Below are 14,987 nucleotides of genomic sequence, written 5' to 3' on the forward strand. Positions count from 1 at the left end.
TGTTCTCTCTTTTGCCAAAGCGCAGCCTGACGGCGACATCGTGTCGCCGTGCAGAATCGAAATGAAATCAGTGAATCGAGCTAGTTCAGAATGGCGTCACGACATCGCGCATTGAGGTGCTGCAACGCTTGCTGAGCCAGTTGCGTAAAGTAGTGTGCAGCGGGGGCAATCAGCGCTTCATCGGGGTTGAAGCCGCCATGATGCAGACCAAATTCGCTTGCGCTGCCAATGCTGACAAACGCGCCGGGGATCTGCTGTAAGTAGTAAGCGAAATCTTCGCCGCCGAGGTGCAGCTCAGCGGTCTGCACGCGGTAGCCCGCCTGCTGCGCCACGTTGCTGGCAAACTGCGCCCAACGCGCATCGTTCTCCAGCACCGGCGGACCGGGATGCCAGCTAAAAGAGGCGCTGGCACCGTTGGCGGCGGCGATGTTCTCGACCAGCGTGCGGGCGCGCTGTTCCAGCTCTGCGCGCACCTGTTTGTCATGGGTGCGCACCGTGCCGCCAAATTCGGCCTCGCCGGGCAGCACGTTCCAGGTTTTTCCGGCGTCGATGCGCGTAACGCTGAGCACCAAGCTGTCCAGCGTGTTGAAGCTGCGGCTGGTGAGCGATTGCAGCGCCTGAATGATCTGGCTGGCGACCACAATACTGTCCACGCCCTCTTCCGGATGCGCGGCGTGCGCCCCTTTGCCGGAGACGCGCACGATAAACTTATCCGCATTGGCGTAAAACGCGCCGCCGCGGGTGGCGAAGGTGCCGGTCGGCAAACCGGGTTCATTGTGCATACCGAAAATCGCCTGCACACCGTCCAGTACGCCCGCATTGATCAACTGACGTGCGCCGGTGGCGTTCTCTTCCGCCGGTTGGAAAAGAATGCGGATGCGTCCCGGCAATTGATCTTCAACGGCTTTCAGCTGCAAGGCTGCGCCCAGCATTACGGCGCTGTGAACGTCATGACCGCAGGCGTGCATCACGCCGCTATTACGTGAACGGTAAGCCAGTCCGGTGGCTTCATGAATCGGCAGCGCATCGATATCCGCGCGCAGTGCAATCAGCGTGTCGCCGCGCCCCACTTCCACGATCACGCCGGTTTCCAGCGGATAATCCAGCAGACGCAAACCGGCGTCCTGTAACCAGCGACGCAGGCGAGCGGTGGTTTCGACTTCGCGACCGGATAACTCCGGCCAGCTGTGCAGCTCACGTCGCCAGTCAATCAGCTGATGTTCGCTAAATTGCGTCATACCTGCCTCCGTAAGCAGCAAATCAAGCCGTGACTAAACGATGAGTGGCCAGCAGTTCGAGTGATTTCACGCGCGCCTGCTCTTCAGCCACCGGCGTATCAATCACAAACTCTTCAATGCCGAAATGCTGATGCAGCGCATCCAGCTTGGCATGCACCTGCGCGGCGGTGCCTTTCAGCAGCGATGGCGTGCGCGGTTCAATCACGTAATCGCTGTAACCGCCCTGACGCACGTAGCGTTCGGCCTGTTCGACGCTACCGACATTCACGCTTGGGCCATCTTTCACGCTGACGTGATACACGCGCAGGTTATCCACCAGCAGATCGGCTTCCGCCGGAGAATCTGCCACCACCACTTGCACCGCCACCAGCGCGCGCTGGCCGTTGCTGTGCTGGCGATAGCTGTTAAGCACTTTTTCCATTAATTGCGGATCGCCGTTGTGATGTGCAGCGAACACCAGTTGCCAGCCGAGTTCCGCCGCCAGTTTGGCGCTCTCTTCACTGGCACCCAGCAGGAAACGATTAGCCGGACGCGGCGGCTGCGGCGTGGCGCGCAGAATCTCTTCATCGCCCACCGGCGGCACTTGCAGCCAGCTATCCAGCAACGTCAACTGCTCGGCGAAGCTGCCTTTCTCCTGCAGATGCACGCCAAGCTGCAGCGCACGCGTCGAGAGCGGCAAACCGCCCGGTGCTTTGCCGACGCCGACGTCGATACGTCCCGGCGCTAATGACGCCAGCAGGTTGAAGTTTTCCGCCACTTTGTAAGGGCTGTAGTGTTGCAGCATCACGCCGCCGGAGCCGACGCGAATATGTTGCGTCTGGCCGATGATCCAGGCGATCAGCAGTTCCGGCGACGGGCTCGCCAGACGATCGCTATTGTGGTGTTCCGCCAACCAGAAGCGGTGATAACCCCAGCTTTCCGCCTGCTGCGCCAGCTGTAATGTGCGGTGAAGCGCGTGGCTGGCTGTCTCTCCATCAGCAATCGGCGATTTATCCAGCAAACTCAGTCGGTATGACATGCGCCTTATCCTTTTCGTCATGAATATGGCGAGTAGTGTGTGGCGCAGAAGGCGGGTTCGTAAAACATGATATTGTCGTATCTATATTTACTTTATGCATATCAGGGAGATAGATTGGACCGTTTGGTTTAAACTCCTTTGAAAACACACAATTATCCCCGCTTAATATGGATTGTTGCGGCGATGTTTTGAAAATGTGATATTCAATATAAAATTATTAAAACATCGTTTCAAAATGTGACGCAATTCATCCAATCGCAATTCCCTTATTTTTCCAGCCACTATTTTCTCTATGCTGGCACCACGCGGCACCTCTCGACAAAATCAATGCGCCGCACCTTCCTGCCTCCCCCTTAGCTGGAGAAAAAGCATGACGTTTAAAAAATTACTTCTGGTAGTTTCGTTATCCTCTGCGGCAGCGTTTTGCCCTGCTGTGGCGTCCGCTAAAGTCATCAAAGTAGCCGAAGTACAACCAGCGGGTTATCCCACCGTGGTGGCACTTGAACACATGGGCGAGAAGCTGAAAAAAGCCACTGACGGGCGGTTAGAAATGAAAGTTTACGCCGGTGGCGTATTGGGTGATGAAGACCAAACCCTGCAGCAGGTGCAACTAGGCGCGATTGATATGATTCGCGTGTCGCTGGCACCGGTCACCAGCATCGCGCCAGAAACCAGCGTATTAACCTTGCCATATGTTTTCCGCGATGAGGATCATATGCACAAGGTGCTGGATGGTGATATCGGGAAAAATATCGTCGAGAAATTCGATAACGATCCCAACGCCCGCATGATTTTCCTCGGCTGGACCGACGCCGGTGTGCGCAACATGATCACCAAAAAACCGATCGCCAAACCCGAAGATCTTAAGGGCATGAAAATCCGCGTGCAAAACAGTGCGATCTCGTTGGCGACCTTGAAAGCGATGGGGGCGAATCCGGTCGCGATGGGCGTGAGCGAAGTGTTTAGCGCCATGCAAACCGGCGTGGTGGATGGCACTGAAAACAACCCGCCCACCTTTGTCGCCCACAACTATATGCCCGTCGCCAAGTACTACACCCTCACCGGCCACTTCATTCAGCCTGAAATGATTCTCTACTCCAAACCGTTATGGAATCGTCTCTCTGCGGATGACCAGGCGTTGCTGAAGAAATTAGGCAAAGAGGCGCAGGAGGAAGAACGCCAGCTTTGGGCAACCTACACCCAACAATCTATCGAGAAGATGAAAGCCGGTGGCGTCACCTTCCAGGAAACCGACCGTGAAACCTTCATGAAAGCCACGCAGCCGGTGCGCGATCAGTTTGGCGGCAAATATCAGGATTTGATGAAACAAATTGCTGATGTGAAGTAATCCTCCCCACGCCACGTGCCTGCGTGGCGTTTTAACCAGGTAAACATTATGACTGCATATTCTCGTCTGATGGATGGGCTTTATTTGCTGTGCATGGCGATTGCCGCCGTTGCCTTGTTAATCATGGTAACGGTGATTCCCATCGGGATTTTCTCACGCTATGTGCTGAACGACGCGTTATCCTGGCCAGAACCGGTCGCCATCATTTGCATGATCATCTTTACCTTTATTGGTGCGCCAGTCGGGTTCCGCGCGGGTACGCATATTTGTGTGTCGATGATGACTGACCGGCTCTCGCCGGCGAATCAGCGCTGGCTGCTGAAGTTGTCTGATGCGCTGATGATCATCACCTGTCTGGTGATTTTCCGCGCCAGTTACAACCTGTGTGAAGCGATGTGGGTGCAAACGCTGGCTTCATTGCCAGTGGTGACCTACGGCGAAATGTATTTGCCTATTCCGGTCGGCGCGATCTTTACGCTGTTGTTTGTGATTGAGCGATTGGTTAATGGCGATCAAAGCCAACGCGCCATCGTGACTCTTGGCGGCACCCACTAAGCGGAGAAGAAAATGGACGCACTGATTTTGATAGGCAGTTTGGTGGTGTTGCTGCTGGTGGGTTTTCCGGTGGCATTCGCCGTAGGATTGAGCGCCTTTATCGGCGCATGGTGGATCGACTTACCGCTGGAAGCGGTGGTGATTCAGATTACCAACGGCATCAATAAGTTTTCGCTGCTGACCATTCCCTTCTTTATTTTGGCTGGCGCGATTATGGCGGAAGGCGGCATTGCCCGGCGGCTGGTCAACTTCGCCTATATTTTCGTTGGCTTTATTCGCGGCGGTTTGTCGCTGGTGAATATTGTCGCCTCAACCTTCTTTGGCGCGATTTCGGGATCTTCGGTAGCAGATACCGCCTCGATTGGTTCGGTGATGATTCCGCAGATGGAGGAGAAAGGTTATCCGCGTGATTTCGCTGCGGCGGTGACCGCCAGCGGCTCGGTACAAGCAGTATTAACCCCGCCCAGCCACAACTCGGTGATTTATTCGCTCGCCACCGGCGGCGTTGTCACCATCTCTTCCCTGTTTGTCGCCGGGATCATTCCCGGCCTGCTGTTGGGTTTCTGTTTGATGGTCATGTGCCTTGGCTTTGCGCGTAAACGTGGTTATCCCAAAGGCGAGCGCATCCCTTATAAGCAGGCGTTGAAAATCTTCTTCGATGCGTTTTGGGGCCTGTTCACCATTTTCATCATTCTCGGCGGGATTCTTTCGGGCGTGTTCACTGCTTCAGAATCGGCGGCCATCGCCTGCATCTGGGCGTTCTTTGTCACCATGTTTATTTACCGTGATTTCAAATGGACGCAATTGCATATTCTGGTATTCCGCACCATTAAAACGGTAACCATTGTGATGGTGTTGATTGCCTTCGCGGCCGGTTTCGGTGCGGTGATGACCTTTATGCAATTACCCACCATCATTACCGAAGCCTTTACCCAATTCTCCAGCAACAAATATGTGATTTTGATGTGTATCAACCTGCTGTTGCTGGTGGTGGGAACGCTAATGGACATGGCGCCGCTGATCCTGATTTTAACCCCGGTACTGTTACCGGTGGCCACCGCGCTGGGCGTCGATCCGGTGCATTTCGGTATGATTATGCTGACCAACCTGGGCATCGGTTTAATTACGCCACCGGTCGGCACGGTATTATTTGTCGCCAGCGCAGTGAGCAAACAAAAGATTGAGCAAGTGGTCAGCGCCATGCTGCCTTTCTATGGCATGTTGTTTATTGTGCTGATGCTGATTACCTATATTCCGGCCATATCGCTGTGGTTACCGCGTTTAATGGGCGTGATGTAAAAAGGTGCGCATGAATGCGCACCCTACGAAAAAATCACCGTAGGGTCGCCATTTATGGCGACCTCAATATATGTTCCGCAATAATTAGATCGCCATAATTGGCGATCTAAACTTCTATTTATTATTTTCGGCAAAGCTTAGTGCAATTCCTTGGTTCAACTCCCGTGTGCGGCATTCAATGATGAAAACCGCCCGTCGGGCTATTGATAAAAAAGGGAAACACCATGACTAAGCATTTTCACTTGCAGGCGTTGAGTTTGGCCCTGCTATCAGGGATTTTTAGTGCCCACGCGGCGGATACGCCGGTTAAAGGCGGCACGCTGGTTTATCTCGAACAACAAGCGCATACCAACCTTTATCCACCCGCTGGTGGCTTTTATCCCAATGGCGGAATTCTGAATCAAATCACCGATAAACTGACGTGGCAGAATCCAAAAACATTACAAGTTGAACCCTGGATTGCCGAAAGCTGGAGCAGCAACGCCGATAAAACCGAATATACCTTTAAAATTCGTCCCGGCGTCACCTTCTCCGATGGCACGCCCTTAGATGCCAATGCGGTAGCCAAAAACTTTGATACTTACGGTCTGGGGAATAAAAATCAGCGCCTGCCGGTATCCGAAGTGATTAATAATTACGATCGCAGTGAAGTTATTGATCCTCAGACGGTGAAATTCTATTTCAAAAAACCGTCACCCGGTTTTTTACAGGGTACAGCAACGATTGGATCGGGATTAGTTTCTCTCAGCACGCTGCAACGTAGTTTCGATCAACTCGGCGATGCGCGTCATATTATCGGTTCCGGTCCATTTGTGGTCAGCGATGAGAAACTCGGGCGCGAAGTCGATTTAACCGCGCGCAAAGATTATCAATGGGGCCCGAAAAATCTCGCCCAGCAAGGTCCAGCCAATCTCGACGGCATTAAATTCATCGTCACGCCGGAAGACAGCGTGCGCATTGGCGCGCTGCTGGCGGGTCAGGCCGACTTTATTCGTCAGGTGCAAGCCTATGACGAAAAGCAGGCGCAGCAGCAAAACTTCCCGATTTACGCGGCGCCCACGCGCGGCGTCAACGACAGCATCAGCTTCCGCCCGGATAACCCGCTGGTCAGCGATGTGAAAGTACGCCTGGCACTGCTGCACGCCACCAACGCGCAGCAAGTGGTGCAAACCCTGTTCTCCCCAAACTATCCGCAGGCCACATCGGTGATCGCCACTTCGGCGGCCGGTTACGTTAACCTGGCCGACAAGCTGAAATTCGATCCGGCATTGTCGAAAAAACTGCTGGATGAAGCGGGCTGGAAACCGGGCAGCGACGGCATCCGCGAGAAAGATGGCAAGAAACTGGCGCTGACCATTTATGAATCGCTGCCGCAGCCGCAAAACAAAGAGGTGCTGCAGCTGGTGGCACAACAGTGGCGTCAGGTTGGCGTCGCGCTGGCGGTGAAAGCCGGTGATGCTGGCAGCCGCGTGCTGGATAACCTCGATCCGCTGAAAACCCCGCTTACCGTTTCCGAAGTGGGCCGCGCCGATCCTGACGTGGTGAAAAGCCAGTTCTATCCAACCAACCGCGATGCGCTGCTGCAGAAAGGCGGCTCCAGCGACAAAGTGCAGAACTTCCGCGACGACAAACTCAACACGCTGTTGCTGGGCATCTCTTCGGAAGTCGACCCGGCGAAACGCCTGGCGGTGACCGGCGATGCGCAGCGTTATCTGCTCGATCAGGCGTATGTGATTCCGATCTTTGAAGAACCGCAGGTGTTTGCCGGTGCGCCGTGGCTAAAAGGCGTGAATTTCGAAGCCGTAGGTCGTCCGTCGTTCTACGGCGCGTGGCTGGAAAAACACTAAGGCAGGTTAATGATGCAACGTTCACTGCTGCGAAGAGTGGGTCAAAGCGTTTTGGTGCTGTGGGCCGCGTTTACCCTGTCGTTCTTTCTGCTGCAGGTGCTGCCCGGCGATGCGGTGCTGATCAAGTTTCAGAACCCGGATCTGGGCCTCAGCCCGGATCAGATCGCCGAAATGCGACTGGCTTACGGCGCGGATAATCCGCTCTGGCAGCAGTACGTGCACACGCTGCTGGCGATGCTGCGCGGCGATTTTGGTTACTCGGTGCAGGCGGGCGTGCCTGTCAGCGAACAGCTGATCAGCAACCTGCCCGCCACGCTGCAACTGGCGCTGCTCGGCTTTGCGCTGGCAACGATTATTGCGTTCGCGCTGGCGGCGTTATCGCGCTTGCCAGCGCTGCGCTTCCTGCGTTCCGTGCTGCAATCGGTACCGGCGCTGTTTATCTCGCTGCCGACCTTCTGGCTCGGCATCGCGCTAATTCAGCTGTTCTCCTTCCAGCTGCGCTGGATTCCGGTGATCAATCCATCGGCGCTGCAGGGTTTGATTCTGCCGGTGATTACCGTGGCGATCCCGATCTCCGCGCCGCTGGCGCAGATTCTGTTACGTAGCATCGATCAGGTTTCTACCCAGCCGTTTGTGGCGGTGGCGCGCGCCAAAGGTGCCAGCGAAAGCCATGTGCTGTGGCATCACGTGATGCGCAATGCGCTGCTGCCGGTGCTCAACGTGGCCGGTTTGCTGCTCGGTGAACTGATTGCTGGGGCGCTGATTACCGAAACCGTGTTTGGCCTGAGCGGCGTCGGCCAGTTGACGCAGCAGGCGGTGAATAATCAGGACGTCGCAGTGTTACAGGCGGTGGTGATGATCTCCGCGCTGGCGTTTGTACTGATTAACCTGCTGGTCGATGCGCTGATGCCGCTGTTCGATCCACGTCTGCAATCCATTGCCGGAGGCCACCGATGAGCCTGGTCGATTACTCAACTGCACGGCAAAAAATCAGCACAACGCGCGTGTTCAACATCCAGCCCGGATTATGGCTGGCGTGGGGCGTGATGCTGCTGGCGCTGCTGGCGGCGTTTGCGCCTGCCCTGTTTACCCACTTCAGCCCGACCTAAGGCGTGCCCGGCGCGCAGCGTCTGCCGCCGCAGGCCGCGTACTGGCTCGGCACCGATCAGCTGGGCCGCGATCTCTACACGCGCATTATCTATGGCTCGTCACAGTCGCTGTCGGCGGCGGTCGCAGCCGTTGCAATGGGGCTGATTGGCGGCACTACGCTCGGCGTGCTGGCGGGCGCGATTGGCGGTCGCACCGAAAACTGGCTGATGCGCTTAGTGGATGTGCTGCTATCAATTCCCTCGCTGCTGCTGTCGCTCAGCATTCTGATTCTGCTGGGTTTCGGCACGGTTCACGCCGCGCTGGCGGTGGGCATCGCTTCGATTGCCAGCTTTGCCCGCCTGGCGCGCGGCGAAGTAGTGCGCGTGCGCCGCAGTGAATTCGTCGAAGCGGCTTACGGCAGCGGCGGCAGTTTCTGGCGCGTGTTATGGCGTCACATTTTACCCAACTCGCTGACGGCGGTGATCGCCTTCGCCGCTTTGCAGTTTGGTCAGGCGATTCTGGCGCTGTCGACGCTGAGCTTTCTCGGCTACGGCACGCCGCCGCCAACGCCAGAATGGGGATTATTGATCGCCGAAGGACGTAACTATCTGGCGACCGCGTGGTGGCTCACCACCTTCCCCGGCATTGTGGTGGTCGCCGTGGTCCTGGCCGCTAACCGCATCAGCCGTCAACTGGCCGGAGGTGACGCATGAGCGCGTTATTAGCCATTGAAAATTTAACCCTCAGCTATCGCCAGCGCGGCGAGTGGCGCGCGGTGGTTCACAACGTCAGCTTTGAATTGCAGCCCGGTGAAATGGTGGCGCTGGTTGGTGAATCAGGTTCCGGCAAAACCACTACCGCGCAGGCGATTATTGGTTTGATGGCGGAAAACGGCCGCCGTGACAGCGGCAGGATTGTGCTGAACGGCACCGATATCGCTGGCTGGTCATCGAAACGTCTTGATAGCCTGCGCGGCGTCAGCATCAGCTTAGTGCCGCAGGATCCGGGCAACTCGCTTAATCCGGTGAAAACCATCGGCGATCAGGTCGGTGAAATGCTGCAGCTGCACCTGAAAATCAGCAAAGCCGAACGTCAGCAGCGCGTGCTGGAGCTGCTGCAAAAAGTAGGGCTGAGCCATCCGGAACAGCGCCTCAAGCAGTATCCGCATCAGCTCTCCGGCGGCATGAAACAGCGCGTATTGATCGCTATCGCCCTCGCCCTGCGTCCGCAGATCATTATTGCCGATGAGCCCACCAGCGCGCTGGATGTCACGGTGCAAAAACGCATTCTCGATCTGCTGGATGTGCTGCGCCGTGAATCCGGCACCGCAGTGCTGTTTGTCACGCACGATTTAGCCTTGGCGGCAGAACGCGCCGATCGCCTGCTGGTATTTCGTCATGGCGAGGTGCAGGAACAAGGCCCGGCGGCGCAGGTGATCAACGCGCCCAAACATGCCTATACGCGGCAGCTATTAAAGGATGCCGATCCGGGCGACAGCGCGCTGTCGGTGCCGACTCAAGCCAACTTCTCGTCACCGGCGATTCAGCTCTCCGGCATCAACAAACAGTTTTCCCTTGGTCGCCAGCAGCAGCTACAGGTGGCGAAAGAGGTGTGCGTCACGGTGGCGCGCGGCACCACGCACGCGCTAGTCGGCGAATCCGGCTCAGGAAAAACCACGCTGGCACGTATTCTTTTAGGCTTTGAGCAGGCCGACAGCGGCCGCGTGGTGATCGATGGCATCGACGCCACCGCGCTGCGCGGTGAAGCGCAACGCCAATTGCGCCGCAAGATTCAGTTTGTCTATCAGAACCCGTTTGCCTCGCTCGATCCGCGCCAGACGCTATTCGCCATCATCGAAGAGCCGCTGCGTAACTTTGAGAAACTCAGCAGCGAAGAGCGCCGTGAACGCGTCGCCGCCGTGGCGCAGCGCGTAGCGTTACCGCTGGAGTTGCTGACGCGCAAACCGCGCGAGTTGTCCGGCGGCCAGCGTCAGCGCGTAGCCATCGCCCGCGCCCTGATTCTGCAACCGGCGATTCTGGTGCTGGATGAAGCGACTTCGGCGCTGGATGTCACGGTGCAGGCGCAGATTCTGCAACTGCTGCAACAGCTGCAACGCGAACTCGGCCTCACTTATCTGTTTATCACCCACGACCTCGCCACCGTGCGCCGCATTGCGCACAGCGTCACCGTGCTGCGCGCCGGTGAAGTGGTGGAGCAAGGTGACACCGTCACGCTATTTAACGCGCCTCAGCATCCGTATACCCGATCGCTGATTGACGCGATTCCCGCTTTCCGTCCGCTGATTAAGGAGTCTGCATGACGCGTAAACGCATTGGATTTTTCACCCGCCTGCTGGATGACACTACGGCACAGCAGCGCTATCGCCTGGCAACCGAGCAGATTCAGCACGCTGAGCGCAACGGTTTTGATAGCGCGTGGATTGCGCAGCACCACTTTCACGAGAAAGAAGGCGGCTTGCCGTCACCGCTGCTGTTTTTGGCCCACGTTGCCGCGCACACCCGCACCATTCGCCTTGGCACCGGCATCATCACGCTGGCGATGGAGAACGCGCTGCGCGTCGCCGAAGATGCGGCGGTGCTGGATCTGTTGAGTAACGGTCGCCTCGAAGTCGGTTTAGGATCGGGCGGCACCGCAACTTCGTTTCTGCCATTCGGCATCACGATCGACCAGCGCGCCAGCGTGTTTGCCGATCATCTGCATCAGCTGCTGAGCGCCTGGCGCGGCGATACGCTGGGACATCCGGATAACCATCTTTATCCCGCTGCGCCGACGCTGGCGCAGCGCGTGTGGATCGCCACCTTCTCGGCGGAAGGCGCCGCGCGTGCAGGACAAGCCGGGCACGGTTTGATGCTGTCGCGCACACAACCGCGTCCGGCGGGCCAGCCGGATTTGCCGTTGGATCAGATTCAGAACCCGATGATCGATGCCTATCTGGCGGCATTACCGGCGGGCATTGCGCCGCGCATTCTGGCTTCACGCACCGCTTTTGTCGCAGATTCCGCTGACTACGCACGCCGCCTTGCCGAACCGGGCTTGCAGCGCCAGGCGCAGCATTTCCGCGAATCAGGACACGTTATTGGCCACACGCTGGACGAACAGGCGCGCCAGCTGGATGCACACTTCGGCGATGCCGACCAGGTGCGGCAGTCGCTGCTCGCCGATACGTCGCTGCAACGCGTCACCGATATCAGCTTCCAGGTGCACTCCATCGATCCGCCACACGTCGACATTCTGCGTTCCATCGAATTGATTGCGGAACATATTGCGCCCGCGCTGCGCGGGTAAGTCATTAACGGTCGCCATAAATGGCGCCCCTACGCAGGGTTTGTAGGGTCGCCATTCATGGCGACCTTCTAACGCTTAACAGGAGATTTACATGTCTCAACCGACAGATTTACTGGCCGCGCTGGCGGATATCGATCCCGCGTCTGAACTGGCGCAAGCCCGCGCCGAACGTCATGCCGCCACCCAGCACACGCAAGGCAGCTACGATGTGCTGTTTTCGCAAGATGATGAGGATTTGCCGTTAGCAGAACGCTTCGCCCTCGCCGCGCAGGTCGCTGCCTGGCATGGCGCATCGCGTCTCGAAGCGCATTACCGCCAGCCGGATCAGCCGCACAACGCACGCTTCGCTGCAGGTCTGGCATTTGCGGAACTGCTGAGCCTGCATCCGGTCGATGCCGCACCGCAGCACATCGAGAAACTACAAAGTGCAGGCTGGTCGCCGCGCGGCATCGTCACGCTGGCGCAGCTGATTGCCTTTGTCAGCTTCCAGAGCCGCTTACTCGCGGGTTTGCGTTTGCTCAACGGCGAAGAGACGACGTCGCAGCCGCATGCGGTTGCCGGTAAATGGCACGATGCGCCGCTCACCCTCAGCGGGAAAACTGCCCTCACCGCCTTTACCCAACAGGAACTGGGTTGGGAACCGTGGCTGGCGGCGAAACCGCTGCATGAATTTAGCGTTGAAGAGCAGGCAACGCTGGCGAAATTCGGCCATAGCGATTCCGATTACTTCCGCCTGCTGGGACGCAATCAGCCGCTGCTCGAACAGCGCACGCTGACTGATAAAGGCATCTTCTACACCGCTGGCGGACTCTCGCGCGCCGAGCGCGAACTTGCCGCTACGGTGGTGAGCAAGGTCAACGGCTGCATCTACTGCGCCTCGGTGCATGCGCGCAAAGCCAGCCAGCTGTCGAAGGATGAACCGGCGGTGCAGAAGCTGCTCAATGTCGCGCCGGGCGCTGAGCTGTCGCACGGACAATCGGCCCGTTGGGCGGCGCAGATCGATCTGGTCGCCACCTTATCGATCACGCCTGCCGCCACCAGCCTGAAACAGCTGCAGGCGCTGCGCGATCAGGGATTCAGCAGGCTGGAGCTGCTGGACCTGATTCAATCCGCCGCCTTCTTCGCCTGGGCGAACCGCCTGATGCTGACGCTCGGCGAACCTTTCTTACCTGAACACACACAAGGATGACCATGACGGATCTCTCCCATCAACAGCTGGTGCGCTGGCGACGCGAGCTGCATCAGCATCCCGAGCTTTCGGATCAGGAATTTGCCACCACCGAGCGTCTTACCCGCTGGCTGCAGGAACTGAACGTCAAGCTGCTGCCGCTGGAGCTGAAAACCGGCGTTGTGGCAGAAATTGGTCACGGCGAACCGCTGATTGCGCTGCGTGCCGACATCGACGCCCTGCCCATCGACGAGCAGAGCGATCACGCGTGGCGATCACAGCAGCCGGGCGTGATGCACGCTTGCGGCCACGATCTGCACAGCAGCGTCATGCTGGGCGTCGCGCAGCAGCTGAAACGCATCGAATCCCAGCTGACCGGCCGCGTACGCATTCTGTTTCAGCCTGCCGAGGAGATTTTCACCGGCGCGAAACAGCTGCTGGCGGCGGGTGCGCTAAAAGATGTGCAGGCGATTTTCGGGCTGCATAATGCGCCGGATCTGCCGACCGGCACGCTGCGTACACGCGGCGGCGCTTATTATGCCAACGTCGATCGCTTTCAAATCAATATCACCGGCAAAGGCGCGCACGCCGCGCGTCCGCATGAAGGCATTGATAGCATCGTTATTGGCAGCCACATCGTCACCGCGCTGCAAACGCTGCCGAGCCGCGTGTTCAGTTCGCTGGAATCGGTGGTGGTCAGCGTGACGCGCTTTACCGCAGGCAACAGCTGGAACGTACTGCCACAAACGGTGGAACTGGAAGGCACGGTGCGTACCCACAACGCGGCGATTCGCGCGCAAATCCCGCAGAAAATCACAGCCCTGATCAATGGGATCGCCGCCGGTTTTGGCGCACAGGCGGAGCTGGTGTGGCAGGAAGGCCCGCCCTCGCTGGTCAACACGCCGCAATGGGCCGATTTCGCGCTGGATCTGGCAGCAGAGCAAGGCTATCAAACCCAAGTCGGCACGCCACAAATGGGCGGTGAAGACTTCGCCTTCTATTTGCAGCAGCTGCCAGGTGCATTTGTGAGCATCGGCAGCGCCAGTGAATTTGGCCTGCATCACGCCGGATTCGATCCGGATGAAGCGATGCTGGAACCGGCGGTGCATTACTTCACCGAACTGGCCCAGCGCGCGCTGCTGACGCTGCGCCAGCAACAGGCGCTGGCATCGTGACCATGAGAGCAAGGAGAAAACCGATGGCGATTTCTGTACCTGTTCCACGTCTCGACCATGTGGTGATCAACGTTGCCAGCCAGCTGGATGACGCCAGCGAGCTGTTTCGTCGGCTAGGATTTCAGCTGACCGAGCGCGGCCATCACTCGCTCGGTTCCAGTAATCATCTGGCGATTTTTGGTGATAACTATCTTGAGCTGTTGGGGTTTGAAGCTGGGCGCGGCAATCTGCGCCAGGATCTGTGGCAGTCGCCGATTGGCCTCAGCGGTTTGGTGTGGAAAACCGAGGATGCCGACGCGGTGTGGCGCTATCTGGAGAGCCAGGACATCTACGGCGATCTGCCCGCGAGCTTTTTCCGCCCCGTGACGTTGCCGGACGGCACCGAGCAGGAAGCGCGTTTCCGCACCGTGCGGTTGCGCCCGTCGCTGGTGGCGAATGGCCGCAGCTTTTTTTGCCAGCATGACACGCCGGATTCGGTGTGGCAGGACGCATGGCGCGTCCATCCCAATGGCGTGAGTGATATCGTCGAATTCGTAGTAGTCGCGCAGGATCCCGCCGCCGCCGCCCAGCCTTACAGCCGCTTGTTTGGTGCCGATAAGCTAACCGCCTGTCAGGAAGGCGCATTTGTGCTCAAAGCGGGCGTGGCGACGGTGCGCTTTGCCTCTGCGGAATACGTCACGCAACGCTTCGCCGGATTGCCGATTGATTACGACGGCAGCGCGCGCATGGCAGGATTGAGTTTGCGCACCACGGATCTGCGCAAGGTGAAAGCCAGCCTGCTACTCGGCGACGTGCCGTTCCGCGAGGAAGCGTCGGTGATTATTGTCGGTGCTGAGCAGGCATTTGGCGTGGCGTTGCGGTTCCAGTTGTAATTTGTAGGGTCGCCATTTATGGCGACCTGGTTTAACTTGATTCACTTTCGTATCCGATAAACGAAGGTGAAA

Annotated in this window: 12 protein-coding genes and 1 pseudogene; 11 read left to right on the forward strand and 2 right to left on the reverse strand. The window is 57.8% G+C overall.

Going from position 1 to position 14,987, the window contains the following annotated elements; all coding sequences use genetic code 11:
• Nucleotides 1-80 precede the first annotated feature (80 nt).
• A complete protein-coding gene (locus ACXIZX_RS22590; protein ID WP_222212584.1) occupies nucleotides 81-1,238 on the reverse strand; it encodes an amidohydrolase in 1,158 nt (385 codons plus the stop codon).
• A 22-nt stretch (nucleotides 1,239-1,260) separates the two neighbouring features.
• Entirely contained in the window at nucleotides 1,261-2,256 is a 996-nt protein-coding gene (locus ACXIZX_RS22595) for an MsnO8 family LLM class oxidoreductase (protein WP_179452703.1), read from the reverse strand.
• 370 nt (nucleotides 2,257-2,626) lie between these two features.
• Between ACXIZX_RS22595 and ACXIZX_RS22600 the strand changes: the two genes are divergently transcribed.
• The 11 genes and pseudogenes from ACXIZX_RS22600 (at nucleotide 2,627) to ACXIZX_RS22650 (ending at nucleotide 14,915) form a co-directional block, all read left to right on the forward strand.
• The gene (locus tag ACXIZX_RS22600) at nucleotides 2,627-3,604 is read left to right on the forward strand and encodes a TRAP transporter substrate-binding protein (RefSeq protein ID WP_008108819.1); all 978 of its coding nucleotides are present in this window, start codon (nucleotides 2,627-2,629) and stop codon (nucleotides 3,602-3,604) included.
• Between the two features lie 48 nt (nucleotides 3,605-3,652).
• Entirely contained in the window at nucleotides 3,653-4,159 is a 507-nt protein-coding gene (locus tag ACXIZX_RS22605) for a TRAP transporter small permease (protein ID WP_256698800.1), read from the forward strand.
• A 12-nt stretch (nucleotides 4,160-4,171) separates the two neighbouring features.
• Nucleotides 4,172-5,458 carry a TRAP transporter large permease gene (locus tag ACXIZX_RS22610; RefSeq protein ID WP_008108821.1) on the forward strand — a complete coding sequence of 429 codons (1,287 nt, stop codon included), beginning with the start codon at nucleotides 4,172-4,174 and terminating at the stop codon, nucleotides 5,456-5,458.
• Nucleotides 5,459-5,682: 224 nt separating this feature from the next.
• Nucleotides 5,683-7,305 carry a TIGR04028 family ABC transporter substrate-binding protein gene (locus ACXIZX_RS22615; RefSeq protein ID WP_479405100.1) on the forward strand — a complete coding sequence of 541 codons (1,623 nt, stop codon included), beginning with the start codon at nucleotides 5,683-5,685 and terminating at the stop codon, nucleotides 7,303-7,305.
• A 12-nt stretch (nucleotides 7,306-7,317) separates the two neighbouring features.
• Nucleotides 7,318-8,262, forward strand: a complete 945-nt coding sequence (locus ACXIZX_RS22620; RefSeq protein ID WP_175501720.1) for an ABC transporter permease — start codon at nucleotides 7,318-7,320, stop codon at nucleotides 8,260-8,262.
• A pseudogene (locus ACXIZX_RS22625) lies at nucleotides 8,259-9,107 on the forward strand (ABC transporter permease). The gene ACXIZX_RS22620 and the pseudogene ACXIZX_RS22625 overlap by 4 nt, the downstream one beginning before the upstream one ends.
• Complete coding sequence (locus tag ACXIZX_RS22630; RefSeq protein ID WP_479405101.1) at nucleotides 9,104-10,714, forward strand: dipeptide ABC transporter ATP-binding protein; 1,611 nt, start codon at nucleotides 9,104-9,106, stop codon at nucleotides 10,712-10,714. Before ACXIZX_RS22625 ends, ACXIZX_RS22630 begins: the two are co-directional and overlap by 4 nt.
• Nucleotides 10,711-11,700, forward strand: a complete 990-nt coding sequence (locus ACXIZX_RS22635) for a putative FMN-dependent luciferase-like monooxygenase (RefSeq protein ID WP_479405102.1) — start codon at nucleotides 10,711-10,713, stop codon at nucleotides 11,698-11,700. Before ACXIZX_RS22630 ends, ACXIZX_RS22635 begins: the two co-directional genes overlap by 4 nt.
• 91 nt (nucleotides 11,701-11,791) lie before the next feature.
• Nucleotides 11,792-12,889 carry an alkylhydroperoxidase domain protein gene (locus ACXIZX_RS22640; RefSeq protein WP_479405103.1) on the forward strand — a complete coding sequence of 366 codons (1,098 nt, stop codon included), beginning with the start codon at nucleotides 11,792-11,794 and terminating at the stop codon, nucleotides 12,887-12,889.
• 2 nt (nucleotides 12,890-12,891) lie between these two features.
• A complete protein-coding gene (locus ACXIZX_RS22645; RefSeq protein ID WP_479405104.1) occupies nucleotides 12,892-14,043 on the forward strand; it encodes an amidohydrolase in 1,152 nt (383 codons plus the stop codon).
• Nucleotides 14,044-14,066: 23 nt separating this feature from the next.
• Nucleotides 14,067-14,915, forward strand: coding sequence for a VOC family protein (locus tag ACXIZX_RS22650; protein ID WP_479405105.1), 849 nt, complete (start codon nucleotides 14,067-14,069; stop codon nucleotides 14,913-14,915).
• Nucleotides 14,916-14,987 lie beyond the last annotated feature (72 nt).

This window comes from Candidatus Pantoea symbiotica (assembly GCF_056491525.1).